Below are 1557 nucleotides of genomic sequence, written 5' to 3' on the forward strand. Positions count from 1 at the left end.
GAAGCGAGCTACACGGTGAAAGCGGATGTGAGCGATGCGGCGGGCAACGCGGCGACTCAAGCGACCCAGGCGTTCACGACCGAAGACACCACAGCGCCTGGTGATGGTGATGGCGAGAATGCCATTTCTTTTGAAACCAATGGTGATGCTTATTTAAATAAAGATGAAAGCGGTTCTGTTGATTTAACCGGTAAGGTTGAAGCTGGAGCAAGTGTAGTTGGTATTGTCATTACTGATAGCTCGGCATCTGGAAATACATTTACTGTTCCTGTTTCCTCCATTTCAGTCGATGCAAACGGCAATGTATCTGTTGAAGGCTTGGATTTATCAAGTTTGGTCGATGGTTCTTTGACAGTTTCTATGTCTGTCGTTGATGCTGCAGGCAATGAAGGAAGTGTTACTAATACGGCGATACTGGATACATCTATCGTAGCAACGTTAGTTATTGATGATGTAACACCTGATGACACTGTTAATGCTGAAGAAGCGAATAGTATTATTACTCTAACAGGTAGTATTAATCTTGAAGATGATGCATCAGTAACTAGCATTGTGTTGAATATTAACGGTTCTGAATACACGGTTTTATCAGAAAATATAAATGCTGATGGTGTATTTTCTGTCGACGTGAATGGTTCTGATTTGGCCAATGATGTAGATAGAACGATAGAATACTCTGCTGAAATTCAAGATGTTGCTGGTAATGTGCACACGATAACAAGCAGTGATGATAATGTTCAGGGGATCAAGTATCGAGTTGATGTGAGTGCTCCTGATGCCCCAGTGGTTACTATTGAAGCTGATTTAAACAATGATGGTTTTATAAACCAAGATGAGTTTACCGAAGGTGAAACGACCACTGTTAGCGTGGCTGTCGATCGAGAGGATTTTGCCGACGGTGCCCCGGTTACCATCACTATTAATGGGAATGGCGTAGCACTTACTTATAATTACTCAAATGGTACTTTGCTAGCTGATGGTGCTGCTCAATCTACTTACAGCTTTGACCCTTCAACGGGCATTATTAGTTGGGAACAAGAGATACCAGAAAATGGTGAAACTTTAACTGTTAGTGCAACGCAAGCTGACAAAGCTGGAAATGTTTCTGAGCCTGGATCAGACAGTGCGCAAGTTGATACGGCACCTGTATCTGCTCCAAGCGTGACTATTACCGCAGATGTGAACAATGACGGTTTGATCAGTGCTGAAGAGTTTGATAGTCAAGTGAACGTGACCATCTCTTTAACTGATACTGGAGCGGTTAAAGGCGATACATTGACGGTCAACGGCATAGATATCGAACTTACAGAGGCTCATATCACAGCCGATAAGGTTGAAATTTCGGTAGCTGCGCCTGAAGAAGGTGAGACATTAACCGTTGATGCAACCATCACGGATGTAGCTGGTAACGTGTCAGAGGCAGGTTCTGACAGTGCGGTATTTGATACGTTAGTGAGTCAACCAACGATTGACTTGGCAGTGACCAGCGACAGTGGTGACAGTGACACAGACAACCTAACCAACCACACAAGCGTGACCTTAACGTTGGGCAACATC

General features: G+C 43.9%; 1 protein-coding gene. It reads left to right on the forward strand.

The window, feature by feature from the left end:
* The coding region (locus tag DFP81_RS18225) for an Ig-like domain-containing protein (protein ID WP_115897655.1) at positions 1-1557 on the forward strand (1557 nt) is incomplete at both ends.

This window comes from Marinomonas pollencensis (genome assembly GCF_003387375.1).
Classification (GTDB): domain Bacteria; phylum Pseudomonadota; class Gammaproteobacteria; order Pseudomonadales; family Marinomonadaceae; genus Marinomonas; species Marinomonas pollencensis.